Annotated in this window: 24 protein-coding genes; 18 read left to right on the top strand and 6 right to left on the bottom strand. The window is 73.9% G+C overall.

Translation table 11 applies throughout. From position 1 onward, the window contains the following. The first annotated feature begins 5 nt into the window (after positions 1–5). Entirely contained in the window at positions 6–755 is a 750-nt protein-coding gene (locus K7862_RS18950; protein ID WP_222963966.1) for a polysaccharide deacetylase family protein, read from the top strand. 19 nt (positions 756–774) lie between these two features. Here the strand turns inward: K7862_RS18950 and K7862_RS18955 are convergent, their stop codons facing one another. After that, positions 775–1,833 (bottom strand): MGDG synthase family glycosyltransferase, encoded by a 1,059-nt coding sequence (locus K7862_RS18955; protein ID WP_262413430.1) that lies wholly within the window; start codon positions 1,831–1,833, stop codon positions 775–777. 460 nt (positions 1,834–2,293) lie between these two features. Here K7862_RS18955 and K7862_RS18960 point away from each other — a divergent pair, with 460 nt between their 5' ends. From K7862_RS18960 to K7862_RS18985, 6 genes are all read left to right on the top strand, one after another. Further along, complete coding sequence (locus K7862_RS18960; RefSeq protein ID WP_262413417.1) at positions 2,294–3,157, top strand: DMT family transporter; 864 nt, start codon at positions 2,294–2,296, stop codon at positions 3,155–3,157. Positions 3,158–3,549: 392 nt separating this feature from the next. Next, a complete protein-coding gene (locus K7862_RS18965; RefSeq protein ID WP_222963970.1) occupies positions 3,550–4,740 on the top strand; it encodes a baeRF2 domain-containing protein in 1,191 nt (396 codons plus the stop codon). A gap of 93 nt (positions 4,741–4,833) precedes the next feature. After that, a complete protein-coding gene (locus tag K7862_RS18970; RefSeq protein WP_222963972.1) occupies positions 4,834–5,595 on the top strand; it encodes a GAF and ANTAR domain-containing protein in 762 nt (253 codons plus the stop codon). Beyond that, positions 5,588–6,382 carry a GAF domain-containing protein gene (locus tag K7862_RS18975; RefSeq protein WP_222963974.1) on the top strand — a complete coding sequence of 265 codons (795 nt, stop codon included), beginning with the start codon at positions 5,588–5,590 and terminating at the stop codon, positions 6,380–6,382. The genes K7862_RS18970 and K7862_RS18975 overlap by 8 nt, the downstream gene beginning before the upstream one ends. A 188-nt stretch (positions 6,383–6,570) precedes the next feature. Next, positions 6,571–7,305: a GAF and ANTAR domain-containing protein gene (locus K7862_RS18980; RefSeq protein WP_372461589.1), complete on the top strand. Its 735-nt coding sequence runs from the start codon at positions 6,571–6,573 to the stop codon at positions 7,303–7,305. Between the two features lie 80 nt (positions 7,306–7,385). Beyond that, positions 7,386–8,615, top strand: coding sequence for an amidohydrolase (locus tag K7862_RS18985; RefSeq protein WP_222963978.1), 1,230 nt, complete (start codon positions 7,386–7,388; stop codon positions 8,613–8,615). 61 nt (positions 8,616–8,676) lie between these two features. On the opposite strand, the gene K7862_RS18990 is transcribed toward K7862_RS18985, so the two are convergent. After that, complete coding sequence (locus K7862_RS18990) at positions 8,677–9,954, bottom strand: ANTAR domain-containing protein (RefSeq protein WP_222963980.1); 1,278 nt, start codon at positions 9,952–9,954, stop codon at positions 8,677–8,679. A gap of 451 nt (positions 9,955–10,405) precedes the next feature. Between K7862_RS18990 and K7862_RS18995 the strand changes: the two genes are divergently transcribed. From K7862_RS18995 to K7862_RS19025, 7 genes are all read left to right on the top strand, one after another. Continuing rightward, positions 10,406–11,233, top strand: a complete 828-nt coding sequence (locus K7862_RS18995; RefSeq protein WP_222963982.1) for a SigB/SigF/SigG family RNA polymerase sigma factor — start codon at positions 10,406–10,408, stop codon at positions 11,231–11,233. A gap of 86 nt (positions 11,234–11,319) precedes the next feature. Next, positions 11,320–11,847, top strand: coding sequence for a winged helix-turn-helix transcriptional regulator (locus K7862_RS19000; RefSeq protein WP_222963984.1), 528 nt, complete (start codon positions 11,320–11,322; stop codon positions 11,845–11,847). 249 nt (positions 11,848–12,096) lie between these two features. Further along, positions 12,097–13,692, top strand: a complete 1,596-nt coding sequence (locus tag K7862_RS19005) for an MFS transporter (protein ID WP_222963986.1) — start codon at positions 12,097–12,099, stop codon at positions 13,690–13,692. 136 nt (positions 13,693–13,828) lie between these two features. Beyond that, a complete protein-coding gene (locus K7862_RS19010; protein ID WP_222963988.1) occupies positions 13,829–14,428 on the top strand; it encodes a sulfite oxidase-like oxidoreductase in 600 nt (199 codons plus the stop codon). Beyond that, a complete protein-coding gene (locus tag K7862_RS19015) occupies positions 14,398–15,150 on the top strand; it encodes an FAD-binding oxidoreductase (protein WP_222963991.1) in 753 nt (250 codons plus the stop codon). Before K7862_RS19010 ends, K7862_RS19015 begins: the two co-directional genes overlap by 31 nt. A gap of 1 nt (position 15,151) precedes the next feature. After that, positions 15,152–15,454 carry a DUF6510 family protein gene (locus tag K7862_RS19020; RefSeq protein ID WP_222963993.1) on the top strand — a complete coding sequence of 101 codons (303 nt, stop codon included), beginning with the start codon at positions 15,152–15,154 and terminating at the stop codon, positions 15,452–15,454. Positions 15,455–15,498: 44 nt separating this feature from the next. Then, complete coding sequence (locus K7862_RS19025; protein WP_222963995.1) at positions 15,499–16,731, top strand: ATP-binding protein; 1,233 nt, start codon at positions 15,499–15,501, stop codon at positions 16,729–16,731. 10 nt (positions 16,732–16,741) lie between these two features. Here K7862_RS19025 and K7862_RS19030 read toward each other — a convergent pair whose 3' ends face one another. Both K7862_RS19030 and lpdA read right to left on the bottom strand, forming a co-directional pair. Beyond that, entirely contained in the window at positions 16,742–17,806 is a 1,065-nt protein-coding gene (locus K7862_RS19030; RefSeq protein ID WP_222963997.1) for an NAD(+)/NADH kinase, read from the bottom strand. A 29-nt stretch (positions 17,807–17,835) separates the two neighbouring features. Then, a complete protein-coding gene (lpdA, locus tag K7862_RS19035; RefSeq protein WP_222964000.1) occupies positions 17,836–19,233 on the bottom strand; it encodes a dihydrolipoyl dehydrogenase in 1,398 nt (465 codons plus the stop codon). Positions 19,234–19,479: 246 nt separating this feature from the next. On the opposite strand from lpdA, the gene K7862_RS19040 reads away from it, so the two are divergent. The 3 genes from K7862_RS19040 to K7862_RS19050 all read left to right on the top strand — a co-directional run bounded on the left by K7862_RS19040 (position 19,480) and on the right by K7862_RS19050 (position 23,140). After that, the gene (locus K7862_RS19040; RefSeq protein ID WP_222964002.1) at positions 19,480–20,853 is read left to right on the top strand and encodes an AAA family ATPase; all 1,374 of its coding nucleotides are present in this window, start codon (positions 19,480–19,482) and stop codon (positions 20,851–20,853) included. A 179-nt stretch (positions 20,854–21,032) separates the two neighbouring features. After that, positions 21,033–22,067, top strand: coding sequence for a YihY/virulence factor BrkB family protein (locus tag K7862_RS19045; RefSeq protein ID WP_222964004.1), 1,035 nt, complete (start codon positions 21,033–21,035; stop codon positions 22,065–22,067). Then, on the top strand, positions 22,064–23,140 hold the full coding sequence (locus tag K7862_RS19050) for a magnesium transporter CorA family protein (RefSeq protein ID WP_308012065.1): 1,077 nt from the start codon (positions 22,064–22,066) through the stop codon (positions 23,138–23,140). The genes K7862_RS19045 and K7862_RS19050 overlap by 4 nt, the downstream gene beginning before the upstream one ends. 119 nt (positions 23,141–23,259) lie before the next feature. Here the strand turns inward: K7862_RS19050 and K7862_RS19055 are convergent, their stop codons facing one another. Next, on the bottom strand, positions 23,260–23,823 hold the full coding sequence (locus tag K7862_RS19055; RefSeq protein ID WP_222964006.1) for an ester cyclase: 564 nt from the start codon (positions 23,821–23,823) through the stop codon (positions 23,260–23,262). 105 nt (positions 23,824–23,928) lie between these two features. Here K7862_RS19055 and K7862_RS19060 point away from each other — a divergent pair, with 105 nt between their 5' ends. Further along, on the top strand, positions 23,929–24,543 hold the full coding sequence (locus tag K7862_RS19060) for a TetR/AcrR family transcriptional regulator (protein WP_308012066.1): 615 nt from the start codon (positions 23,929–23,931) through the stop codon (positions 24,541–24,543). A 540-nt stretch (positions 24,544–25,083) separates the two neighbouring features. On the opposite strand, the gene K7862_RS19065 is transcribed toward K7862_RS19060, so the two are convergent. Next, positions 25,084–25,730 (bottom strand): ABC transporter permease (locus K7862_RS19065; protein ID WP_222964010.1); only part of this gene is annotated, 647 nt, incomplete at its 5' end.

Raw genomic sequence — 25,730 nt, forward strand, 5'->3', positions numbered from 1 at the left:
GCGCGATGTCGGATGCGGGCGGAGCGGCCCGGGGGGCGGGCGCGGTGCTCGCCGCCCTCCCCGTGCTCGGGGCCGCGGCGCATATCGTCCCGGCCGGGGCGTGGCTGGACGGCCCGCGGCGGGCCCTGATGCCCTCCCTCGCCGGCCTCGGCGACCCGCACCACGTGGCGCTCACCTTCGACGACGGACCCGACCCCGCCTCGACCCCGGCCTTCCTCGACGCGCTGGAGGGGCTCGGCGTCCGCGCCACGTTCTTCGTGCTCGGCGAGCGGCTGGCCCGCCACCGCGCCCTCGGGGCCGAGATCGCCGCGCGTGGACACGAACTCGGCACCCACGGCTGGACCCACGGCCGCCCTTGGTGGCCCGACCCGCGGGGCGAGATCCGGGGGCTGCGCCGCGCCGCGCACGGGGTCCGGGAAGCCGCGGGGACGTCGGCCGTCTGGTACCGGCCCCCCTACGGCGTTCTCACCGGCGACCGGCTGCTGGCCGCGCGCCGCTGCGGGCTGCGGCCGGTGCTCTGGTCGGTCTGGGGGCGGGACTGGACCGCGGACGCCACCGCCGCCTCCGTGCTGCACACCGTCGGCAGGGGCCTGACCGGGGGCGCCACCGTCCTGCTGCACGACTCGGACCGGCACTCCGCTCCCGGATGCTGGCGCGCGACGCTGGGGGCGCTGCCGGCGCTGGTGGCCCGCTGCCGTGAGCGGGGGTGGGCCGTCGGGCCGCTCGGCGAGCACGGGGTGCGGCCCGCCCGCTGAGCGGCCCGAAGCCGCGGGCTCAGTGCCCCTGTGCGGACACCAGCCCGGCCAGCGGGCCGACCACGTCGCCGGGGACGAGACGGTTTCCCCCGGGTGCGCCGTCCGCCGCCGGCCGGCGGATCGTCAGCTGGTCGAGGCGCTGCAGGAGTTGCCAGGGGTCGGCCGCATAGTGGCTCAGGCCGTGTGCGGCCATGCTGCGGACGCCCTCGGCGCCGTGACCGGGGATCGGCCGGTAGCCCACCACCGGGGTGCCCACGGCGAGTGCCTCGAGTGCCGTCTGGCCCGCCGCGTTGTCGATCAGGGCGGCGCAGGCGGCGATCAGTCCCGGCATGTCGTCGACCCACCCCAGCGCGCGTACCCCGGGCTCCCGTGCCAGCCGCGCCGCGAGGCGCCGGTCCTGGCCGCACAGCACCACGGGCAGGTAGCCGGCCGCGGACAGCAGGTGTGCGGTCTCGGCCAGACGACTGCCGACGCCCCAGGCGCCGGCGGACAGCAGGACAGCGGGCCGTCCGTCCGCCGTCGCCAGCGACCGGCGCCACCGCTCCTCCCCGGGCGGGTGCGGGCGGAAGCGGTGGGGCAGCAGCGGGCCGCAGGCGACGGCCGGGCGCCGGAGCGTCTGCCGCATCTCGCGGGCGATGGCCGGTGTCAGGCACAGATTGAGGTCGTTGCCCGGGTGCAGCCACTGGCGGTGCGCCACGAAATCCGTGACGACGACGGCGCTCGGCACGCGCAGCCCGCCGGTGGCCCGCATCCGTCCGGTGAGCTGGGCGGCGAGATGGAAGACGGCGACGACCGCGTCGGCCCGCGTGCGCGTCACCTCCTGACGCAGCCGGTCCTCGGCGAGTACGGCGAGCGGCGAACTGCCGGGCCGCGGGCCGCTGCCGTTGCGGAAGAAGACCGCGTAGATCGCGGCGTAGACGAAGGGCGTGTGCCGGACGGTCGAGCGGTAGAACGCCCGCAGCAGCGGCCCGATCCGGGCGGGCAGCATGTCCAGGACGTCGAGCTGTACGGCCTGGTGGCCCGCGTCGTGCAGCCTGCGCCCGAGTTCGCCGGCCACCGCGTCGTGGCCCGAGCCCATGCTGGCGCTCAGTACCAGCAGGCGGCTCACCGCGGCCGCCGGAGCAGGACGTCCGCGGCCTGCGAGGGGACGCCGAGCGCCTGCTTCTCGTCCTGAGGGCATGTACGCGGCACACCGTCCCCCTTCTGCCGACCTTCTGCCGACGGAAGACGGGTAACCGGCCGGGCGCGCCCGGAAACCGTCACGCGCGTGAACCACCCGGGTGAGCGGGACAAACAGCGCCGGGAGGTTTACGCGGCGGTGACGCGGATATTTGTGTGCTGGTCCTTTCGTGGCTTTTTCTCCTTTCTGTCCTTCCGCCGTTTTCTCCGGCTTCCCCGGCCAACTGTCCGACGCCACCCCGCCGGCCCGTCCCGACCCGCCCCTTTCCGACCACGCTCGACCCCGTTCCGCACTCCCGGCCCCGCCCGCCGGGCACTAGCGCGAAGCCAGGCCCCCCATCACCGTGCTCACCGTCGTCATGGCCCTGTTGTCGGCCGCCTTCAACGCCGCCACGTCGGTGCTGCAGCGGCGTGCCGCCGTGGAACCGGCCACGTCCTCCGGTCGCGGCCCGGCCGCCGCGTGGGCCAGGGCGGCGTTCCTGCTCTCGCAGCCCCAGTGGTGGGCCGGGGCCGGAGCGATGGCGCTGTCCGCGGTCTGCCAGGTGATCGCCCTCGACGTGGGGGAGCTGTCCGTCGTCCAGCCGCTGCTCGCCAGCGAACTGCTGTTCACGCTGCTCATCGGCGCGGTGGTCTTCCATCGCCGGCCCGACGCCGGCACCTGGTCGTCGTTCGCGGTGCTCGCCGCCGGTCTGGCGCTCTTCCTGGCGGCGGCAGACCCGTCGGGCGGCGGGGAGACCGCCGACCGGGAACGCTGGCTGGCCGTCGGCGCGGTGCTGGTGGCCGCGCTCGGCTTCCTGCTCGGGATCGCCGCACACACCGGCGGCCCGCTGCGGGCCGCCGCGCTCGGCAGCGCCACCTCGGTCTGCTTCGCCGCCACCGCGGCCCTCATCAAAGAGGTGACCGTGCGCTTCCCCGACGGGGCGATGGGGGTGCTGACGACCTGGCAGACGTATGCCGCGGCGGCCGTCGGACTGACGGCGGTGCTGCTGCTCCAGTGGACCCTCAGGGCCGGGACGCTCGCCGTCTCACAGCCCGCCCTCACCCTCGGCGACGCCCTGATCAGCGTCGCCCTCGGCGTGCTGCTGTTCGGGGAGGACATCGCGACGGGCTGGCGGCTGCTGCCCGAGCTGCTCGGCGCCTGCTTGATGGCGATCGGGGTCGCGGGCCTGACGCGCTCGCCGGCTGTCGCGACCGGAGAACGCTGGGACGACGTCAGGACATGACGCGGCCCTGCGGCGTGGGCCCCGAGCGGCGGGCGGAGGGGCACCCCGGGCCGGCGGAACCTGCCGCCGTCCGTCATCGCGAGCGGTCCGCCCCGACGGCCGTCACCGCGCGCCGTCGCCCCGGACACCTCGGGCCGCACGTCAGGCGAACGGCGTTCCCCGGGACGCGCGCGCGTCCGGGAGTGCCGTTCCGGACGGACGGCGCCGTGCCGGTCACCGTCGCCGGTGCGCCTCCCCGACCGCTTTCCGCTTTCCCCTTTCTGCTTTTCCGCCGAAACCCCACCCGTACGGCCTGTGTCGCGTCGTACCGATCGGGTACCCGAGGGCACCTGGGCGGGCGGAGGCCGCGGCCCCGCCCGGGGACACCGTCACCGCCGAGGAGGACGACCGACATGCACATGGACTTTCTCCGGCCCCTCTACGACGAACCCGGGCCGTGGGCGAGCCTCTGCACCACGCCGCCCACGACCGACGCGTTCGGCGCCGAGGTGCGCGAGCTCACGGTGCGCGGCCTGTGCCGTGCCCTCACCGAGCAGGGTGCGGACCCCGACACCGTGGAGGCGGTGCGGGAGGTGCTCGGCGGCGTCGCCCCGGCGGACGCCCCGCACGGCACCGCGGTCTTCGCCGCACACGGCCGTGTGGTCCTGCGGCGGCCGCTGCCCCGCGCACTGCCGCAGCCCGTGGCGCGTTGGACGGCCCTGCCGCACGTCGTACCGCTGGCCGACGCCTACGCCTCCGAGGTGAGCTGCCTGGTTGCCCGGATCGACCGCACGGGCGCGGACTTCGAGCTCCTCGGCGGAGGCGAGGCCCGGCCGGCCGGCGGCGCGGAAGGCAGCCGGCACCCCGTCCACCGCACCGCGTCCGCGGACTGGTCCGAGCGGCACTTCCAGCTCAAGGTGGAGAACACCTGGGAGCACAACGCCGGGACGATCGCCGAGAGCCTGACCGATGCCGCCGATCACGACGGCCCGGACCTCGTGGTGCTGGCCGGCGATCCGCACGAGCGGCGCGAGGTGTTCAACCGGCTGCCGGACCGGCTCAGGGACCACACCGCGATCAGCGACCACGGCGGCCGGGCCGCGGGCGCGTCCTCCGACCGGCTGGACGCCGATGTCGCCCTCGCGCGCGACGAGTTCGCCCACCGACGCGACCGGCAGGTCCTCGACCGGTTCCTGGCCGGCGGGGGCGAGGCGACCGCCGTCGGACTGCTGCAACTCGTCGACGCGGCGCAGCAGCACCGCATCGGCACGCTCCTGCTGCGGCCGGGCGACAGCGACGTGAAGGAGGAGGTCTGGGTCGGCGAGGACGCCGACCGCCTGTCCGCCAGGCGCACCGCCGACGCCCCGGTCTCGGCCCCGGCCGGTGACGCCCTGGTGCGCGCGGCCGTCGCCACCGGCGCGGACGTGGCCGTTCTCGGCTCCGGGAACGTGATCGCCCCCGGACCGACCGGATTCCCGGGATCTCCCGGACCCGGCGTGGGCAGGCATGGGCCGGGCGCCGCGGCCGCCGCCTCGGTCGGGGCGGGGCAGCCCGCGCGGGGCGAGCTGCCCCGCGGCCTGGGGGCGCTGCTCCGATGGCAGTAGAACCGACGTTGCTTCGATAGGAGTAGGTCCGGGCGGTGGCGGCCCGGATGACCGATGATGTTCTCCCGGCGTTATTCGTGGAGGTGCGCACAGGTGGAACCCGGACGTCCCGGGGGCGGCGGTGGCCGGCCCAGCGACCGGCTCGACCCCGAGGACCGCAAGCGCTTCGGGCGTGCGCTGGCCGAGGCCGTGGCGGGCGCCGATCCGGTGGCCGTCCCCGAGCTGCTCTGCCGTGCCTGTGTGGAGATACTCGACGTGACCGGAGCCTCGGTGTCGCTGTCCGACGGCGCGGCGGGCATCTTGTGGTGGTCCAGCGACGAGACCGCGGGCCGGCTGGCCGAGACCCAGTACTCCCTCGGCGACGGCCCCTGCCGCCGGGCCATCGAGCTCGTCGCGCCGGTGATGGCGTCCGACCTCTCCGCCGCTCCCGACGCCGAGCGCTGGCCGGTGTTCGCCGAACGGGCCGTGGAACTCGGTGTGCGGGCCGTGTTCTCGCTGCCGCTGGGCACCGACGCCGTCGCGGTCGGCACCCTCGACCTGTACCGCAGGGAACCCGGCCCGCTCAGCGGGCGGGACCAGGCCCTGGCCTTCCCCGCCAGCGACGCGATCACCTACGCGCTGACGCGGGTCGAGTCCGCTGCGGCGGAGGACGACGACGGCTTTGCCTCCTGGCTGGACGCCGCGGAGGACGACCGCGAGGAGATCAACCGTGCGACCGGGATGGTGATGGTGCAGCTCGGAGTGGATGCTCAGCACGCGCTGGCGCGGTTGCGCGCGTACGCTTTCGCCGAGGGCCGGACGGTGAGCGACGTGGCGCTCGGCGTACTCGCGGGCGAGGTGCGGTTCGATGACTGAGCGGGAACAGGCGCGCGCCGACGAGGGGAACTGTGAGGCAGGAGTGAACCGCCAGTCCAAGGTGGCAGAGGCGTTCGTCCAGGTCGCGGACCCGTTCGGCCAGGGCGTGGATCCCCTGGTGCTCGCCGACCGACTGCTGGGCCAGTGCCTCGCGCTGACCGCCGCGGAGGCCGCGGGTCTGATGATGAGGAGCGTCCGCGGCCGGCTGCGGACGGTGGCCACCTCGGACGACCGCGCGGAGCTGCTGGAGATCCTTCAGCTGCAGAACGGCGAAGGGCCGTGCGCCGACGCGTGGGCGACCGGCGACCTGGTGGCGGCGCCCGACCTCGTCGTGGAGCGCGGACGCTGGCCGAAGTACGCCGACGCCGCGCGCCAGGCGGGGTTCTCCAGCGCCTACGGCGTCCCGGTCCGGGTGAACGCGCAGGACGTCGGCGCGCTGAACCTGCTGGGCGCGGGCCCCCTGAGCGACGACGACCTGAAGCTCGCCCAGTCTCTCGCCGGCGTCGCGGCGGTGGCGATGACGGTCTGGCGCTCCTCGCCCGTCCGATCCCAGGACATCCTCACCCGGGTGCAGTCGGTGATCTCCGCGAAGTCCGCCCTGGAGACCGCCGAGGGCATGGTCGCCGAGGCCGGCGGTCTCGACGTGCTCGCCGCGGCCCGGACCCTGCAGGCGTACGGGCGGCGGTCCGGGCGCGGCCCCGTCGAGACGGCGTATGCGCTGGTCGGCAGGGTGCTCGATCCGCACGACGTGGTCGCCGCGGTGACGCCCTCCGACCTGGCGGACTGACGGCTGTTGTGGGGTGGGCCGCATGGTGAAAGAGTGGAGGAAGAAGGGTCCTGGTACCACTAACCGGTGGCGGGTGGGAGCCGAGCGGCGGACCGTGGGGTCCGGCGCCGAGAAGCCCCCGACTCCTCCGTGACGCGTAGCGGTCGCCACGTGGGTGTGAGCCCGCCCGGGGGCTCATGATGAGCGACATGCACGGGCCGTACCGGCACGATCTGATCGCGCTGGTGGTCGCGACGCGGACCCTGGAGAAGTTCCTCCGGGCGCTCGCGGACCGCGCCATGGAGTACACCCCGGACTGCGACGGTTGCGGGGTGACTCTCGAGCGCCGTGGACAGCCGCTGACGGTCGCCAGCACGGGGGACAGCGCCACGCGGCTGGACGAGAAGCAGTACGGCCAGGACGCGGGACCCTGCCTGGAGGCGCTGCGCACCGGCCGCGAGGTCAGTGTTCCCGACATGATCGCCGAGCGCCGCTGGGGTGCCTACGGCGCCTTCGCGGTCGCCCACGGAACCCTGTCCTCGCTGTCCGTACCCATCGCGGCGTGGGCCGGAACCGCCGGCGCCCTGAACCTCTACTCGTCCCGGTCCGACGGATTCGCCACCGCGGACCTGCCTTTCCTGCGGTCGCTGGCCGCCGAGGCGACCGGGGCCGTGGCCCTGGCGCAGGCGATGGCGGACTCGCAGACCGCGCTGCCGCGCATGCGGGAGCGCCTGGCGTCCCGGACCCTCGTCGGCCAGGCCGCCGGCATCGTCATGGCCGAGCGCGGCACCACGCACCGCGAGGCGCTCGAAGTGCTGATGGAGACGGCTCAGGAGCGGGGGGTCGGGCTGTCCGACGTCAGCGCCGAACTCGTCGCCCGGTACGGCGGCACGCCCGGAGACGAGGGCACCGCGGGCGAAGGCGGCGCGCCGTCCGCACCGTGACCCGCGGACGGGCCCGCGCATGATGGGACCGGGGGACGGCAGCAACCCCCGCCGACCGCTGACCCTGATTCCCGCGCGTCATGTGTGAGGCGGCGCTGCCGTGGAAGGCGCGGGGCGTGACCGTCCACGCGCGTGACACCCTCCAGGACCGGATCCGCCAGGAGATCGCCGCCCGGGCCGATCGGCTGTGGCAGGTGGCGCTGGCGCTGCACCGCGACCCCGAGACGGCGTTCCAGGAGGAGCGCGCCGCGGCGCTGCTCACCGAGGAGTTGAGGGCGAACGGCTTCGAGGTCGAGACGGCGGTCGCCGGCCTCCCCACCGCCTTTCGCGCCCGCGCCGGAACCGGGTCCGCCCCGACGGCCGCGCTGCTGCTGGAGTACGACGCCCTGCCGGAGATCGGGCACGCCTGCGGCCACAATCTGATCGCCGCCGCGGGACTGGGCGCGGCCCTCGCGCTGCGAGCCGTCGTCCCGGACGGTGCCGGGACGATCATGGCCGTCGGCACCCCGGCGGAGGAGAGCGGTGGCGGGAAGGTGATCGCCGTCGAGGCGGGACTGTTCGACGAGGTGGACGCGGCGCTGATGTTCCACCCCGGTGTGTACGACTGGGCGCAGGCCCCGCTGACGGCATCCGCCCAGCTCCGTGTGGCTTTCTCCGGCAGGGCCGCGCACCCGACAGGCAACCCCACCGAGGGTATCGACGCCCTCGCGGCGCTGATCGAGTTCTTCAACACCCTGTCGGGGCTCGGCCGGCGGCTCCCGCCCGGCTCCCACGTCCAGGGCATCGTCACCGACGGCGGCAAGGCCACCAACATCGTTCCGGACCATGCCGAAGGGCTGTTCGGGCTGCGCGGCGCGACCACCACCGCGCGCCGCGAACTCGAGACACTGCTCGGCACGTGCGCCGACGGCATCGCCCGTGCGACCGGAACCACCGTCGACGTCACCCCGGTGGGCACGGGCTACGAGCACTTCCGCGACAGCGATGTGCTGTCCGCCCGGTTCACCGGCTATCTCGCGCCCGCGGGGATCCATCTGGGAGACCCCGTTCCGGGGGTGTATCTGGGCTCGTCCGACATCGGCAACGTCAGCCACCGGGTCCCCGCCGTTCACCCGTTCGTGTCGATCATGGACGGCGGCTCCGACCACACCCCCGAGTTCGCGGCGGCAGCGGCCTCGCCGCGCGGGCGCACCGTGATGCTCGCCGCCGCCGAGGCGCTGGCCCGCACGGCCGCCGACGTCCTGCTCGACCCCGAGGTGCGCGCGGCCGCCTGGCGGCAGTTCCGGGACAGCGCGGCCGCCGGGCTGTGAAACGCGCCGGCCGCCCGTGAAAGGCCGGGGGAGTCGGGGCGGGCGGCCTGGGGCCGGAGGATCAGAGGGACGCCCCGAGCTGTCCGCGGGCACGGTCGTGCAGGTCCTCGAGGGCGTCCAGCACGATGGTGCGGCGGTGCCAGTACAGCCAGGCGCCGGCCTGCTCGGCACTCACCTGCAGCGCGCGTGCGCGCCCGCCGCTGAGCACCCGGTCGATCGACTGACGGCGGCGGTAGTGCACCGAGACCACGCCCAGCAGCTGGTCGCCGGGCGCCATCACCGGGACGCTGTGGCAGGCCCGGCAGCCGGACTCCAGCATCGCCGCGCGGGCGTCGGCGTCGAAGGCGGGATCGGTGGTCACGTCCAGGACGGTCACCGGCAGTCGCCGCTGGGCGGCCAGGCGCGAGGCGGAACCCGGCGGCGGGCCGACGGAGGAGGCGGAGCCCGTGCCGGCGGGGCCGCCGGTCGGCACGTTGTCGAAGAAGTCCAGAAAGTCGACAGTGTGGCCGCGTTGTGCGGCGATCCACAGATCCCCGGTCGTGGGGTCGACGAGCTGGACGTTGCCCATGTCGGACCGGGCGGTCTCCAGGGCCGTGCGCAGCAGCGCCTCCGTCACCTCGGTCGGGTTCGCCTTGGCGGCGGACGGGCCCCCGAGGAGGAAGGGGAGCGGTGGCGCCGGGCGGCGGGCACGCAGCGGGAACCACTCATGCGCGCTGGGCTGCGGCGCCGTCACGGAGGTCGCCGCCGCGGCCAGCGACCGGAGCTTGATGTTGTGACGCTTGGACGTCTCCTTGAGCAGCGCCAGCGCGTCCTGCGAACTCACCCCGTACCGCCCCTGGACGAGGCCCTGGGCCTGAGCGATCACCGGCCAGCCGCGGGCTCGCCTGCGCAGGTCCCGCACCTCCCGCTCGCTCACCGGCCGCGGTGGTTCGATGGCCTTCGCATCCGGGCTCGCCGTCGCGTCGCCCGCTGCGCGGGACGTCACCTCGGCGACCGCGACCTCGGCCGAGGGCACCAGCCGGAGCCGCCGGTCGGGCCCCAGCAGGCCGGCGGCGTCGACCCGCCGCAGGACGCCCTCGACGGTGGGTGACGCCCCTGCCAGCCACATCGGGACGCCCCTGGTCTCGAGGCCCGCCGCGTAGTCCACCACCAGCCCGGCGACCGCGGCCGACAGAAGGAGGGTCGGCGACAGGTCCATGACGACGCCACTGCAGTCGTCCGACGGTTCGGGCAGTTGCCAGCCCTCCGGAGCCAGGGACGGCCGGTCGAGAATCTGTTCCGCCCGCAACAGCCACAGCCAGCCGGCACCGGCCGGCAGCCGCACGATGTGTCCATGCATGCGCACCACTCTTCCTGCGCCTGAGGGAGTGGGCAGCGTTTCCGTACCCGTCATACGAGGGCTCCACCGTCTGGCCCGGGCTCGCGCACGCCGAACACGGCAGGCGTCACCCAGAGGCTATGGCTCTCCTACCCGCCCCGATGCCCGCCACGCGCTTCCGTCACAAGATCGCCACATGGTGACGCGCCCCCGCTCCGGCCGCCGGAACGCCGTCGCGGCCGGGCCGGCTGACCGGGCTGACCTGCACCGAGCAGGCCCGCGGCGCCGTACGGGTGTGAAGCGTGGAACAGGGGGTTTGACGGGTGATCCACGGGACATGCGCAGTATGTGCTCGGGACCTGAGGCACCCCTTCAGGGCGGACGTCACCGTCTCGCCCGGGGGACTGCGCCCGGGCTCTCCGCCGTCGGCGCGCGGCCCCCTCCACAGTGAGTTTCCGTGGAGTGAGCACGTATGGCCTCAGCGCGAACGGCCGCATCCGACACCCGCCACGCATCCCCCGGGCACGGTCCCGGCGCTCATGACGAGCCCGCCGGAGCGGACGACCTCTTCCGCCGCATGGCCGCGAGCCGCGGTGCCGAACGCGAGGCGCTGCGGCAGGAGCTGGTCATGGCCTGGATGCCGATGGCCCGGCGGCTGGCACGCCGTTACCGTGATCGGGGTGAGTTCGCCGAGGACCTCGAGCAGGTGGCGGCGCTCGGCCTGATCAAGGCCGTCGACGGATTCGACCCGGGTTACGGCCACGCCTTCGCCACCTACGCCGTCCCGACCATCGACGGCGAGCTGAAACGACACTTCCGCGACTACACCTGGGCCGTGCACGTGCCGCGGTCGGTGAAGGAGAAGCGGGCCAAGGTGCGCACCGCGATCCAGCAGATGGAGACCGGCGTGTCGAAGGGCACTCCGGCGGCGTCGGACCTCGCCGCCCGCACGGGCCTGCCGGAGGCGGACGTGCACACCGCCCTGTGCGCGATGACCAGTTACACCCCCCTGTCGCTCGACGCGCCCGCCGGCGGCGGCCGCGAGCAGACCATCGCGGAGACCACCGGCGCGTCCGACCCCGCGCTCGACGCCGTGATCGACCGGGAGGCCACCAAACCCCAGCTCCGGGCGCTGCCGGACCGCGAGGCCGCCGTGCTGTTCCTGCGGTTCTTCCGGGACATGAAGCAGCGCGAGATCGCCGACGCGCTGGGCCTGTCGCAGATGCACGTGTCGCGTCTGCTGAGGGCCACCTGCGAGGAGATCCGCCGGACGATCCTGGAGAACTCCGCTCCCGTGTGACGCGGAGGTGAGCCCCGGGGCCACGGGAGCGCGATGGCTGCCGAGGGCTGGCCACGGATCGTAGAAGTCAGCGTACGCTCGAAGACATGGTGGATCTGTTGAAGGAGCGCGACGCGTGGTCGATGGCGAATTGCTCGGTGGCCCGCGCCCTCGAAGTGGTGGGCACACGGTCGGCGCTGCTCATCATGCGTGAGGCGTTTCTCGGTACGCGCCGGTTCCAGGACTTCGCCGAGCGGGTCGGCATCGGCGAGGCCGTGGCCGCGGGCCGCCTGAAGGAGCTGACGGCCGCCGGGCTGCTGGAGAAGGTTCCCTACCGGGAGCCGGGTCAGCGGACGCGGTACGAGTACAGGCTCACCGACAAGGGCAGGGACTTCCTCCCGGTGATCGTGGCCCTCCGCCAGTGGGGCGACACCTGGGCCGCCGACGAGCAGGGGCCGCCGTGGATCGCCACCCACAAGGACTGCGGCGCGCGGCTCCAGGTGTCGGTGCGCTGCGCCGACGGGCACGAGGTCCGGCAGGGCGAGACCGTCGCGGAGGAGGGCCCCGGCCTGATCCTCACGCCCCGGGACGCCTCCTCTCCGGCTCCGGCCTCCTCTCCGGCTCCGGCGTCCTGACCGTCCCCGCGTGGGCCTGATCACCCGCCCACGCGGACAGCACCGGCACGGCGCGTGGCCGTCGTCGGGCCTGTACTCGGCGTCCAAGGCCGCGGTGGAGCTGATCGGCGGGGCGCTCGCGCATGAACCGAAGCCCCCGCACCGCGCCGGGGGCTTCGTTCTGCCCGCCCCCGGACGGCAGTTGGGACGTGCGGAGGAGCCCGCGCACCTGGCTCGCGTTTACCAAAGTCAGGTGTTAGCGTCCTAGCTATGGAAATCGAAAGTCAGCAGACGCGGGCGTTTCCGCCGTCCGTCGAACGCGGAAGGACCGTCGCGCCCGCAGGCGCCGGCCTCTCCGAGGCGCCGGACGGCCGCCGCCGGTGGATCGGCCTGCTGGTCGTGTGTCTCGGCGTGATGATGGCCCTGGTCGACGTCTCCTCCACGATCACGGCCCTGGGCGCCATCCAGGCCGACCTGCACGCCGCGTCGAGCACGCTGGTGTGGATCACCAGCGCCTACAGCCTCGCGGTGGTCAGCCTCGTCATGACGGCCGGAACCCTGGGCGACCGGGTGGGCCGCCGGCTGGTGTTCCTGCTGGGCGCCGCCGTCTTCGTCGCCGGCAGCCTGCTCGCCTTCTTCGCGGGCAGCCCCGGGTCGCTGATCGCCGCACAGGCGGTGATGGGCGCGGGCGGTGCGGCGCTGCTGCCGTCCAGCCTGGCGATCGTCGGCGCGACCTTCACCGACCCGCAGGAGCGCACCGCCGCCATCAGCATCTGGGCGGCGTGCTCGGGCCTGGGGCTGGCGATCGGACCCATGGGCGCCGGCGCCCTGCTGGAGCACTTCTCCTGGCACGCGATCTTCCTGATCAACCTGGGGATCGGGGCCCTGGCGCTGGTGCTGGCGCCGTTCTTCGTCTCCGAGTCCAGGCACCCCACACGCCGGCTGGACGTGGCCGGACTGATTCTGGGCACGGTCGCCACGGCCGCCGGCACGTACGCGATCATCCAGGGCGGTGCCAGCGGCTACACCAAGACCCCGATCGTCGTCGCCTACGTGGTCCTCGCCGTCTCCGTCGCGCTCTTCGTCCGGGTCGAGCTGCGACACCACGACCCGATGCTCGATCTCAGGCTGTTCCGCAACGCCTCGTTCTCCGCCGTGATGGCGGTCGCGGCCACCACGATGTTCGGGTTCGTCGGCATCTCCCTGCTCGCGGTGCTGTACATGGAACGCGTCGGGCGGTTCAGTCCGCTGAGCGTGGGCGTGCGGATGCTGCCGCTGTTCGCCACGTTCATCCTCGTCAGCGCCCTGGCGTCCCGGCTGCTGCGCCGCTTCGGCTTCGCCGCCACACTTTCCGCGGGCCTGGTGCTGATGGGGTCCGGGGCGCTGATCCTGCTCGCCACCGGACCGTCGGGCGGCTACGCGTCCACCTGGCCCGGGCTGCTGGTGGCGGGCCTGGGGTCCGGTCTGCTGACCGCCCCCTCCACGGCCGCCGCCGTCAACAGCGTCCCGCCGCTGCAGGCCGGCATGGCCGCCGCGTCGGTCAACATGCTCCGCCAGCTCGGCAGCGTCCTCGGGCCCAGCGTGCTGGGCACCCTCGTGACCAGCCACTTCGCCCACAACCTGCACGACCGGCTGGTCACCGCCGGCGTACCCGGCCCGCAGGCCGGCCAGGTCGTGGCCGGCGCCTCGCACGGCGCCGCCGCCGGGGGCCTGCCGCCCGGCCTGGCCCGCGTCCTCGGGACCGCGGTGCCGGGAGCGTTCACCGACGCCGTGCACCTCGGTCTCGTCGTCGGGGGGATCGTGCTGATCGTCATGGCGGTGCCGACGGCGCTGTTCGTGCGGCAGCGCACCATGGCCGTCCGGTAGGGCCGTCCTCCGGCGCCCACCCGCCCTCGGCCGGTTCCGCGCCCGATCCCGCTCCGCCCCCGCCCCGCCCTCGCCGACGCGCACAGACCGGGACGGGGGTGAAGAATCGGTTCGGAGAGAAGGAGGCGACTATCGGATGCCTGTCATTTCTCGTGGCTTCCACGGCCGGCGCCGGCCGGACCAGGACCGGCTGCCGCCCGGGCAGTACGAGGTCCGCGACTTCCCCGTCCTCTCCGCCGGCCCGACACCGATGGTCCGCACCGACGACTGGGAGTTCACGGTCGTCTCGGAGTCCGGAGCACGGCACCGCTGGAGCTGGGCGGACCTGATGGCCCTGCCCTCCGAGCAGCCCACCGTGGACCTGCACTGCGTCACCAAATGGTCCAAGTTCGACACCCACTGGGAGGGCGTCTCCCTGGACCGGCTGCTGGAGGACGTGGACACGCAGGCCTCGTACGCCCTGGTGCACAGCTACGGCGGGTACACCACCAACCTCCCGCTCGAGGACCTGCGGCACGGCAGGGCGTGGGTGGTCCACCGCTACGACGGCTCCGATCTGAGCCCCGAACACGGCGGCCCCGCGCGCCTGCTGGTCCCGCACCTGTACCTGTGGAAGTCCGCGAAATGGGTCCGCGGGATCGAACTGCTCACCGAGGACCGGCCCGGCTTCTGGGAAGGCGCCGGCTACCACTCCTACGGGGACCCATGGCGAGAACAGCGCTACCGGGGCGACTAGGCGAACGTCTCCGCTGGCGGGTGGCCACACTGGCCGGGCGCCGCGACGAGACGGCCGGCGCCCGCACGCTCGTGCTCGACGTCCCCGGCTGGCCCGGGCACCTGCCCGGCCAGCACGTGGACGTGCGCCTCACGGCCGAGGACGGCTACAGCACCCAGCGCGGATACTCCCTGGCGTCGGCGCCCGGCACCGAGCGCATCGAGCTGACCGTGCAGCAGGTCGAGGACGGCGAGGTGTCGCCGTACCTCGTGACCGACATGGCCGTCGGCGACCAGGTGGAAGTCCGCGGGCCGGTCGGCGGCTGGTTCGTGTGGACGCCCGATGCCACCGAGCCCGTGCTGCTGGTCGGCGGAGGCGTCGGGCTCGTCCCGCTGATGTCGATGGTCCGCACCCGCCGGGCGGAGAACAGCCAGGCGCCGTTCCGCCTGATCTACTCCGTGCGCACCCCGGCCGACCGGCTGTTCGTGCCCGAACTGCTGGACGGCGCCGGGACCGAGACGGCCGTGCTCTACACCCGCAGCGCCCCGGAGGGCGCTGAGCGCGCGCCCTCCCGGCTGCGGGCCGAGGACCTGGTCGCCCACGGCTGGCCCGCGGACCGGGCGCCGACCTGCTACGTCTGCGGCCCTACCGGTTTCGTGGAACACGCCGCGGGCCTGCTCGTCGGCCTCGGCCACGCCCCCGAACGCATCCGCACCGAACGCTTCGGTCCCACTGGAGGCTGAGATGTCCGCTCCCACCGCAGGCGGCAGGCCCGCGCAGCAGCCGGCCTACCTCGACGGCAACGCCCTCGCCGGCCCGCTCTCCGACGTCTTCGCCGTGGACCTCACCACGGCCGCCACGCACTGCACCGGCTGCGGCGCGGAAGGCCCCCTGGCGGGGCTGCGCCTGTACGGCCGCGCCCCCGGGCTCGTCGCCCGCTGCCCCCGGTGCGACCAGGTCGTGCTACGGCTGGTCCGCACCCCCGAGGACGCCTGGCTGGACCTGCGCGGCACCGCCACTCTCCGCATCCGCGTCCCCGCCGACTGACCAGGACCCCGCGACCGCCCCGGGTGGTGTGAAGCATGACCGTCATGAGCGCCGGATCGGCCCGGTGCCACGAGGAGGAACTGCGCGAGCTGTTCCTGTTCGAGAAGCTGACCCCCGAACAACTCACCCGGCTGTGCCGGAACGGACGCGTCGAGTGGTACGACACCGGACCGGTGTACCGCGAGGGCGAGCCCGCCGAGGACTTCTACGTCCTGTTCGAGGGGACGCTGGTGCTCTCGCGGCTGGTCGCCGGCCAGGACGTGGACGTCACCCGCTCCTGCGCCCCGGGCGTCTACGCCGGTGCGTTCCAGGCCTACCTCGGCGACCAGGTTCCGCAGGTCTACAACAACTCGATGCGGGTCACGGAGCGTTCGCGGTTCTTCGTGCTGCCCGCGGCGGCCTTCGCGACCGTGGTGCGGGCCTGGTTCCCGATGGCCGCACATCTGCTCGAGGGCCTGTTCTTCGGCATCAGGAGCACCGAGGAGGCCGTCGGGCAGCGGGAGCGGCTGCAGGCGCTGGGCTCGGTCACGGACGGGCTCACCGACGAGCTCGACCGGCCCGCGGCGGCCGCCGTGCGCGCCGCCGCCGACCTGCGGCAGCGCACCGCCCGGGTGCGCCACGCCTTCGGAGCCGTCGCCGCCGATCCGCCGGGCGGCGGCCCGGACCTGGAGCGTCTGGGCGACCTCCAGGACCGGGCCATCGACGACATCGAGCAGGCCGTGCAGCGCGTCTCGGCCTTCGTGGGGGCTGCCAAGCAGTACGCGCAGCTCGACCGGGCCCCCTACCAGAGCGCGGACGTCCACGAACTGCTCGACAGCACGCTGCTGCTGTTCCGGGCGAAGCTCGGGCCGGACATCACCGTGGTCCGCCAGTACGACGGGACACTGCCCAGCGTCCCCGGCTTCCCCGCGGAGCTGAACCAGGTCTGGTCCAACCTCATCGACAACGCGGCCTGGGCCATGCACAGCACCGGCTCCGGCGGCACGCTCACCGTGCGCACCGCCCGCGACGGGGACCGGCTGCTCGTGGAGTTCCGCGACACCGGTCCCGGGGTGCCCGCCGGCGTGCGGGACCGGGTGTTCGACCCGTTCTTCACCACCCGTCCGGTCGGCGAGGGGACCGGCCTGGGCCTGGACATCTGCCGGCGCATCGTCGTCGTCCGCCACCGCGGGGACCTGCGCCTGGTGTCGGTGCCGGGCGACACCCGCTTCCAGGTCCGCCTGCCGATGACCGCCGAGCAGGCCGCCACCGCGCTGGAGACCGCGGAGGAGACCTGACGGCCCGCCCTCAGCGGGCGGCCGCGGGAGGCGGCATGCGCAGACCGGCCAGGTCCGGGGGCACCGGGGCGTCCGGGCGGAAGAAGGGCGCCGACTGCCCGTCGCCCGCCGTCGCGGGCGCGTCGGTCAGCCGGAACCGGTCCCGCAGACGCCCGTAGAAGTCGGTCGGGCGCAGACGGATCAGCCGCACCCGCTGCGGCGCCCGGTAGACGCCGATCCAGTCGCCGGGGTCGAGCACTCCGCGCAGCCGGCCGTCGATGCTCACCGCGGCCCGGCCCGAGTGCGGCAGGATACGCAGCGCGACCGGCTCGTCCGGGGCGGCTACCACCGTGCGGTTGAAGGTCATGTGCGGCGCGATCGGCGTGAACACGACGGCGTCCATGTGCGGCGACAGCACCGGGCCGCCGGCCGCGAAGCAGTAGGCCGTGGAGCCCGTGGGGGTGGCCACCGCGAGCGCGTCGGCGGAGTACGAGGCCAGCAGCCGCCCGGCGATGTAGACCCCCGCGCTGACCTGGTGGTCGCGGGCCAGCTTCTCCACCACGACGTCGTTGAGCGCGTTGACGTCCAGCGCCACACCCCAGCCGTCGGGCGGCGTCTCCACCGGCCGCACCCGCGGCGGCGGCAGCGCCGGGCCGCGTCCGTAACAGAGCATCTCCTCCGCCTCCGCGGGCGTCTCCGGCTGCCGGGACGCCCGCATGGTCAGCGTCATGCGTTCCTCGACGAGGGCGTGGCCGTCATTCACGGCGTCCAGCGCGGCGATCACGTCCTGGGCGGCGACCTCGGTGAGGAAGCCGACCTTTCCCAGGTCCACGCCGAGCACGCTCGCGCCGGTCTTCACCGCGATCCGGGCGCCCCGCAGGAACGTGCCGTCCCCGCCCAGGGTGACGACGAGATCCGGGTCCCCGGCCGCGTGGGCCTCGGCCCGGCCGGAGCGGCGCTCGTGGTCCTCCGACCAGACGTCGATCTCGGTGCACACGACGCCGTGGGCCTGGCACCAGGCGTGGACGGACCGGGCGGCGTCCACGGAAGGCGAGCGGCCCTGGTGGACGACCAGTCCAACGCGGTGCACGGACATGGAGAAACCCCCTGTGTCAGAGATTGCCGTCAGAGATTGATCATGTGGCCGGCGAGGCCGTGCAGGGCGTCCTGCACCGCCTCGCTCAGCGTGGGATGGGCGTGGACGTTCCGGGCGAGCTCGGCCGCCGTGAGATCCCACTTCTGTGCCAGCGTCAGCTCGGGAAGCAGTTCGGTGACGTCGGGACCGATCAGGTGGGCGCCGAGCAGTTCGCCGTACCGCGCGTCGCCCACCAGTTTCACGAACCCCACGGTGTCGCCGAACCCGTGCGCCTTGGCGTTGGCGGTGAACGGGAACTTGGCCACCCGGACGTCGAAGCCCTCGGCCCGCGCCTGCGCCTCGGTCCAGCCGAAGCTGGCGATCTGCGGCTGGCAGAAGGTGGCGCGGGGGACCATGCGGTAGTCCAGCTCCATCGTCTCGGCGCCGGCGATGGTCTCGGCGGCGATGATGCCCATCGCCTCGGCGGTGTGCGCCAGCATCAGCTTCGCGGTCACGTCGCCGATCGCGAAGATGTGGGGCCGGCTGGTGCGGCAGTACCCGTCCACGTCGATCGCGCCGCGCTCGGTGAGCGCCACACCGGCGGCGTGCAGGCCGTAACCGGCCGTCCGCGGCTGGAAGCCGGTGGCCTGCAGGACCATGTCCGCCTCCAGCACCCGCTCCTCGCCGCCCTGCCGCACCAGCACGCGGACGCCGTCCGCGGTCTCGTCGATCGCCTGCACGGCGGTCGAGGTGAGGATGCGGATGCCCTGCCGCCCGAAGCGCCGGGCGAGTTCGGCCGAGACCTCCTCGTCCTCCAGCGGCGCGATCCGGTCGAGGAACTCCACCAGGGTCACGTCCACGCCGTAGGCGCGCAGCAGGGTCGCGAACTCGACGCCGATGGCGCCCGCACCGGCGATGACCAGGCTTCCCGGGAGGGTGTCGGACAGGATCAGCTCCTCGTAGGTGACGACGCGCGGGCCGAGCGTGGTGCCCGGGAGCAGCTTGACGGTCGCGCCGGTCGCGATGACGCACGAGCCGAAGGAGAGCGTCTCCTCGCCATCGCGCATACGCACCTGAAGGGTGTGGGGGTCGATGAAGAGGCCCTGCCCCTCGAACTGCGTGATGCCGTTCTTGCGCATCAGGTAGCCGACGCCCTTCGAGCGGCCGTCGGCGACCGTCCGGCTGCGCTCGTAGGCGCTGCGGTAGTCCAGCGACACGTCCCCGCTGATCCTGACGCCGAACTTCTCCGCGTCCTCCGTGATCAGCCGGGCGACCTCGGCGTTGCGCAGCAGCGCCTTGGCCGGGATGCAGCCGATGTTCAGGCAGACGCCGCCCCAGTAGCGGCCCTCCACGATGGCGGTGCGCAGGCCCAGCTGGGCGGCCCGGACCGCGGCCACGTAGCCGCCCGGCCCGGATCCCAGCACCACGACGTCGAAGTCGGTCTGCATGGGTCCTCCTCACCCCCGCGCGCTCCCGGTCTTCATCACACCTCCTTTCCCGTCCCGCTGCACGTTCTCCCGCCCGGACGCGGCCCGCACGGCGGCCGGACGACGTCGCGGTGGCCCGCTTCACCCGCCGGTTCGCCCGGACCCACCGCCCCTCGCCGGGGCGCCCGTGCCCGCGGCCGCCCGCTGGCCGCGGGCGGCACCGGGCGCTAACGTCGCTGGTAGGGACGGCGAAGGGAGCCGCGGGCTGTGCTGGGCCGGCAGAAGGAGTGCCGCGCCGTCGCCGACCTGCTGGACGTCGTCCGCGCGGGCCACGGCGGTGCGCTGGTCGTGCGCGGCGAGGCCGGGATCGGCAAGACGGCGCTGCTGGACCACGCGGCGCGGCAGGCTCCCGGCACGCGGGTCGCCCGGGTCTCGGGCGTGGAGTCGGAAGAGGAGCTCGCCTGGTCAGGCCTCCGCCGCCTCTGCACACCGCTGCTGGCCGGCGGACGCCCACCCGGGCCGCGGCATGACGCGCTCGGTGCGGCGCTCGGGCTCACCGCCGGTCCGCCGCCCGGCAGCCACGCCGTCGGACTCGCCGTGCGGGACCTGCTGACGGAGGCGGGCGTGCGCGTGTGCCTCATCGACGACGCTCCCTGGATCGACAGCGCGTCCCTGCGGGCCCTCACCGTCGTGGCAGGCCAGGCGCGGGCCGGGCCGGTCGCCCTGCTGTTCGCCGCCCGCGACGGCGAACACGCCCTGGACGGCCTTCCCGGCCTCCGGCTCCGCGGGCTGGCCGCCGGGGACGCGGAGCGCCTGCTCGACGCGGCGTCCGCCACGACCCCGCACCGCCGGGCCCGGCGGCGGATCCTGCACCAGGCCCGCGGCAACCCCCTGGCGCTGCTCGAACTGGCCCGGGACGTCCCGCTCGCGGACGGTCCCGACGCGCCCGTCCTCCATACACCGGCCGCCCGGATCGAGCGGCTCTACGCCCGGCGGCTCGCGGAGCTGCCCGCGGACTCCCGGCTGCTGACGCTGGTCGCCGCGGCGGAGGCGCGGGACGACCCGAAGCTGGTGTGGGACGCGGCCGGGGCGCTGGGCGTCGAGCCCGAGGCAGCGGTCGCCGCCGCGTCCGCCGGCCTGCTGGAACTGGCCGAGCACGTCGCCTTCCGCCATCCGCTGGTGCGTTCGGCCGTCCACCGCGTGTCCCCGTACGCGCAGCGCCGAGCCGCACACCGGGCGCTCGCCGGTGCCACCGACCCGGAACATGACCCCGAGCGGCGGGCCTGGCACCTCGCGGACGCGACGGTCGGCCTGGACGACCGGCTCGCCACGGAACTCCAGAAGTGCGCCGACCGGGCCGAGTCCCACGGCGGCACCGCCGGTGCGGCGGCCCTCCGCACCCGCAGCGCCCGGCTGACCGTCGACCCGGCCAGGCGGGCCCGGCGGCTGCTCGCCGCGGGCGAGACCACGATGCGGGCCGGCGGCCTCGACGCCGCCCTGGACCTCGCGCACGCCGCGGAGGGCGGACCGCTCAGTCCGGCGGACCGCACGCGCACCGCCCTGCTGCGGGCGCGGATCGCCTCCGCTCGGGCGGCCGCCGGCCCGGCGCAGGACCCGCTGTCCGGCACCGCTGCCGGATGAGGGCGCCCTTCCGGGCCCGCGCGCGGCCCGCCCGAAGGCACTGAGACGGCGCTGAGACGGCACTGAGACCGCCCTCCGAGCCGTCCGCGGCCCGCTCCCCTTCCCGCCCTGCCGGGACCGGCATTCCGCTCGGGCACCGCCTCCGCATGAAGGGCCGATTCGGGGACAGCCGAGAAGGCATGATCGGCAAAGGACGCGCAACGGACACTTCGGGCGGGCAGCGCTCAGGTGCGGGCACCGCCGGCCCGGACGCGCAGGTGGAGCGGCGGGAACCGGACGGCCCGACGGACCTGCCGAAGCAGTCGTGGCGGGCGGTGCTCAAGGGCACCCTCAAGGAGTTCCAGAAGGACGAACTCGGCGACCGGGCCGCGGCCTTGACCTACTACAGCGTGCTGTCGCTGTTCCCGGCGCTGCTGGTGCTCGTCTCCCTGCTGGGCATCGCCGGCCGGTCCGCCACCGACAAGGTGCTGAACAACATCAGGAAACTGGCGCCCGGTTCGGCGCGCGACATCATCACGCAGGCCGTGCACCAGCTCGAGGGCCGCGGCGGCCTCGGGTCGGTGCTCGCCGTGGTCGGCGTCCTGCTCGCGGTGTGGTCGGCGTCGGGCTACGTGGGCGCGTTCATCCGCGCGGCGAACTCCGTCTACGACATACCCGAGGGCCGGCCGGTGTGGAAGGTGCTGCCGGTGCGGCTGGCCGTCACCGTGGCGCTGATGCTGATGGCCGTCATCGGATCGCTGATCGTGGTGTTCACCGGTGGCCTGGCCCATCAGGCGGGCACCGCGCTGGGCGTGGGCGACACCGGGCAGACGGTGTGGTCGATCGCCAAGTGGCCGGTCCTGGTGCTGCTGGTGGTCATGATGACGGCGCTGCTGTACTGGGCCACGCCCAACGCCAAGGGCCGCGGCTTCCTCTGGGTCACCCCCGGCAGCCTGACCGCGCTGCTGCTGTGGATGGCCGCGTCGGCGGGATTCGCCCTCTACGTCGCCAACTTCAGCTCGTACAACAAGACCTACGGCGCGCTGGCCGGGGTCATCGTCTTCCTGGTCTGGCTGTGGATCACCAACCTGGCACTGCTGCTCGGCCTGGAGATGGACGCGGAACTGGCCCGGCAGCGAGCGATCGCCGGCGGATACCCCAAGGGCAAGGAGCCCTACGTGGAGCCCCGGGACACCCGGGCGTGGAGTGACGAGGACCGGAGGCGGCTGGAGTGAACGGCACCCCGCGCACCACCGAGACGGAGCGCCCCGAAGCGGTCACCGGAAACGACGCCGGCCCGGACGCGAAGGCCCGCGACGCCGGCGCCTCGCACACGACGCGCACCCGCCTGTACCGCAACGGCACGCTGGAACGGGAGGACTTCCCCGTCCGGGACATCTCCCGGTACGTGGACGACCCGGACTGCATGATCTGGCTGGACGTGTGCGACCCGGCCTCCGGCGACTTCGACATGATCACCGAGGAGTTCGGACTGCACGCCCTGGCCGTGGAGGACGCGCGGCACGAGCACCAGCGCCCCAAACTCGACACCTACCGCACACACTTGTTCCTGAGCGCCTACGCGGTGACGGTGGACGCGGACAGCGGCGCGGTCGGCACCAGCGAGGTGTCCGCGTTCATCACCTCCAACGCGCTGATCACCGTCCGCAAGGGCCGGCACTGCCGCGTCGAGCCCATGGTCGAACGCTGGGACAACGCGCCGGAACTCGCCCGGCACGGCGTGGGGTTTCTCGTGCACGGGCTGCTGGACTACCTCGTCGACGGGCACTTCAGCGCCGTCCAGGACCTCGACGACCGGATCGAGCAGCTGGAGGACCTCCTCTTCGAGGACAGCCCCGACGAGATCCAGGCCGTGCAGCGCCGCTCCTTCGAACTGCGCAAGAGCCTGGTGCGGCTGCGGCGGGTGGTGCTGCCCATGCGGGAGGTCGTCAACTCCCTGCTGCGGCGCGACCTGCACGTGGTCAGCGAGCCGATGATGCCCTACTTCCAGGACGTCTACGACCACGTCCTGCGCGCCACCGAGTGGACCGAGTCGCTGCGCGACCTGGTCACCACCGTCATGGAGACCAACCTGACGGTCCAGGGCAACCGGATGAACCTCATCATGAAGAAGGTCACCAGCTGGGCCGCGATCATCGCCGTGCCCACCGCCGTCACCGGCTTCTACGGCCAGAACGTCCCCTACCCGGGCTTCGGCGGCCACTCCGGGTTCTGGACCTCCACCATCGTGATGGTGGTGCTGCTGGTCCTGCTCTACGTGACGTTCAAGCGCCGGGACTGGATCTGACCGGGGTCCGGCCGGGAGCCCGCTTCCGGCCGGACCGATCCCCGGCATCACTCACCAGAACGAGGCCCGCGAGCGTCACGGAGCACGCCGGTGTGCGAGGGCTCGCCGGGGAGGCCCGGTCAGTCGCCGGGCAGGGAGTTCGCGGCCCGCGTGGCCTCCGCCGAGATCGCGGCGGCGGCACGGCTCGCCTTGCCGGAAAGGCGCCAGGCCATCATCCGCGCGCCGACGGCGGGTGACGGGGGGAAGACGCCGAGCTGGCCGAGCATGCCGATGTCGTCGCGCACGGCCTCGTGGCGGACGACCTGGCCGTCCCTGATGTCGAGCAGGTGCACCTGCTCGAAGTCGATCTTGCGACCGGTGGGCGGCACGGCCTGGTCGAGCCGGCCGTCGCGGTACCGGACGAACGGACCGGTGTGCGTGCCCTGCATCCGCAGCCGGACCCAGACGCGATCCCCCTCGTGCAGGACCCGGGAGACGGGAAAGCTCAGGTCGCTGAAGGCGGCGCGCATCCAGGCGCCCGAGGCGAGGGTGCCGCGGGGCCCGGGGAGGGCGCAGGCGGCCGGGGCGACGGCGGCCTCGCGGTTGGTGTTCCGCGGGTGGACGACCTCGGCGGCCAGCTTCGCGTCCCCGGTGACCAGCACACGGAACAGCGCCTCGCCCAGCTCGGGCAACTCCATGGTCATCTGCGCTTCCTCGGGAGGGGAGACCGGATGGGAGGGGTCTCCAAAATTCAGGTGATTGTGTACCTAATGAATAGTACATGGGGGCATCGTCGTTACGATGGCCGCGTGACCTCGAAGCGCAGCTACGTCTCGCCCCTCCGGCAGGAGTCGGCGGCCCGCACCCGCGAGCTGATCCTGGAGCGGGCCACCGTGCTGTTCGCCGAGCGCGGCTACGGCCGGGTGACCGTGGCCGACGTCGCCGCCGAGGCCGGCGTCTCGGCGAAGACGGTGTTCGCGAGCGTGGGGAGCAAGTCCGACATCCTGGACCGGATCGTCGACCGCGCGGTCGAGGAGTCCGGACACCGCGAGGCCGTGCCGCACCTGCTGACCCTGGACGAGCCGGCGGCCGTGCTGCGCGGCCTCGCCCACGGCACGCGGGTGGGCAACGAGCGGCAGTTCTGCGCCCACGAGGCCATCCGCAAGGCGCTCCCCGTCCACGAGAACGGCGAGGCGCTGTGGGAACGGGCGACGGCCGCGTACGTCGAGGCGCTCGACGCGGTGGCCCGCCACCTGTTCGAGCTCCGCGGCGACTCGCTCCCCTTCACCGCCCAGGAGACCGCCGACCTGCTCTGGTTCTGGTTCGGACCGGCCGCCTGGCGCGCCCTCGTCGTCGACCGTGACTGGACCTGGGACCGGGCGGAAGCGGCGCTGGCCGCCACGGCGGTGGCGGCGCTGAGCTGACGTGCCGGCCGCACCGAGTTCGGGGCGGCGGGCCGAACGGGTCAGGAGGAGAAGCGTTCCCCGGCGAATTTCCGCACCGCTGACGGGACTTCGGTGAGCCCTGCGGGGAGCCGGTCGAGGCGGAGCAGGGCGTGGGCCTGGTGACCGTCGACCACACCGGTGCACGGGCGGGCGAGCGCGGCGCCCGGGACGGGCCAGACGATCAGCCAGGGGCGGGCATCCGTGGCACCGGGGCGAGGGCCGATCGTGACCGCGGCGATCGCGTGCGGGCGCGGCCGAGGCGTTCGTGCTGCTCGTCCGGGTGCTGCGGCCGCGCCGCGCGGTGGGCCAACCCGCAGCCGCAACGGACGACGCAGGCGCCGGAAGGAGCGCACCCCAGCCCACCACGCCGCCGCGGTGACCAAGCACCACACGCCCAGCAGACCCGGCGGGAACGGCACCCGCTGGTGCACGACCAGGCCTCGGTGCAGGGCGGTGACATGACGGTTGCCTTGGCAACCCGCTGTTCACCCGGCTCGACGCGGCTCGTGATCAATACAGCTAGGCCGTGTCCCGGTTGTACCGCGAGGTCGACCACGTGTAGCCGAGCACGGCCAGTGCGACGCACCACGCCACGGCGAGCCAGCCGTTGTGGCCGATGGGTGTGCCGAGCAGCAGCCCGCGCAGTGTCTCGATGGCGGGTGTGAACGGCTGGTACTGCGCGACGGGCTGGAACCAGCCGGGCATGGCGTGCACCGGCACGAACGCGCTGGAGATGAGCGGCAGGACCATCAGCGGCAGCGCGTTGTTGCTGGCCGCCTCGGCGTTGGGGCTGGACAGGCCCATGCCCACCGCGATCCAGGTCAGGGCCAGGGATACGAGCGTCAACAGCCCCAGGGCCAGCAGCCATTCGGCCACGTCGGCTCCCGTGGACCGGAACCCGATCGCCACACCGACCGCCCCGACGAGGACGACGCTCAGCATGCACTGCAGCACACTGCCGACGACGTGCCCGATGAGCACCGAGCCGCGGTGGATGGCCATGGTGCGGAAGCGGGCGATGATGCCCTCGGTCATGTCGTTGCAGACCGAGATCGCGCTGCCGATCGTGGTCCCCCCGATGGTGAGCAGCAGGATCCCTGGGACGAGATAGGCGAGGTAGGCGGAGCGGCCGGCGCCGCCGTGGCCGATGCCGGCGCTCATGGTGT

The sequence above is a fragment of the Actinacidiphila acidipaludis genome (assembly GCF_019890725.1).
Classification (GTDB): domain Bacteria; phylum Actinomycetota; class Actinomycetes; order Streptomycetales; family Streptomycetaceae; genus Actinacidiphila; species Actinacidiphila acidipaludis.